This window comes from Oleiphilus sp. HI0061 (assembly GCF_001635675.1).
On sequence record NZ_LWFE01000503.1, the window covers coordinates 1 to 812 of the forward strand.

2 protein-coding genes are annotated in these 812 nt (G+C 42.6%); both read left to right on the plus strand.

Annotated elements, in window-relative coordinates:
- Positions 1-523 (plus strand): type IV pilus modification protein PilV (pilV, locus tag A3735_RS06690; RefSeq protein ID WP_197485717.1); only part of this gene is annotated, 523 nt, incomplete at its 5' end.
- 11 nt (positions 524-534) lie between these two features.
- Positions 535-812: PilW family protein (locus A3735_RS06695; protein ID WP_156499468.1), on the plus strand; the 278-nt coding region annotated here is incomplete at its 3' end.

Consider the following 812-nt stretch of genomic DNA (forward strand, 5'->3'; position numbering starts at 1 on the left):
CCCTTATGGCACCATGAAATATCTAGCTCCGAGCACTCAACGAGGCTTCACACTTATTGAGATCTTAGTAACCATCGTCATCCTATCGATTGGGTTATTGGGTGTTGCCAGCTTACAAATGCAAGGCCTTCGTAACAATCAAAGTGCTTACCTTCGCTCCCAAGCATCCATACTCGTTTATGATATCGCAGATCGTATGCGAGCCAACTCTGTCGCAGCAATTGCTGGAAGATATGATGATTTTGACTCAAGTCAAACAACACCTTCCAATCCTTTATGCAGCACTAGTGTTGCAGGCTGTACCGCTCAAAACCGTGCAGATACAGACTTATTTGAATGGGCCCAGCGACTAAACGGAACCGATGAATCGATAATTTTGTTACCTGATGCGAGGGGTACAATAGCACGTGGTTTAGGCAATTTCTTTACCATTGAAGTTAGCTGGAAAGAATCTCAATGGAATGATGATGAGCAAAACCAACAAGTCACTGATCAAACTTTTTCAGTCAGTTTAGTGCTGTAAGGGAGAAGACAATGAACCAAGATCTCACAGCACGCCACACAAAACCTTTATCTTCGCTAAAAGGAATGGCCGGTTTGAGTTTAATTGAACTAATGATCGCTATGACCATTAGTTCCCTGCTACTCATCGGTGTTACGAGTATTTATTTTAATGCTCGAGAGTCTGATAAATTTATTAGTGAATTATCTCGTATTCAGGAGTCTGGGCGCCATGCACTTAACTTTCTTGCTCAAGATATTCGAATGGCAGGCTATCAAGGCTGTATGAACCCAGACCCTGAAGAAGCATA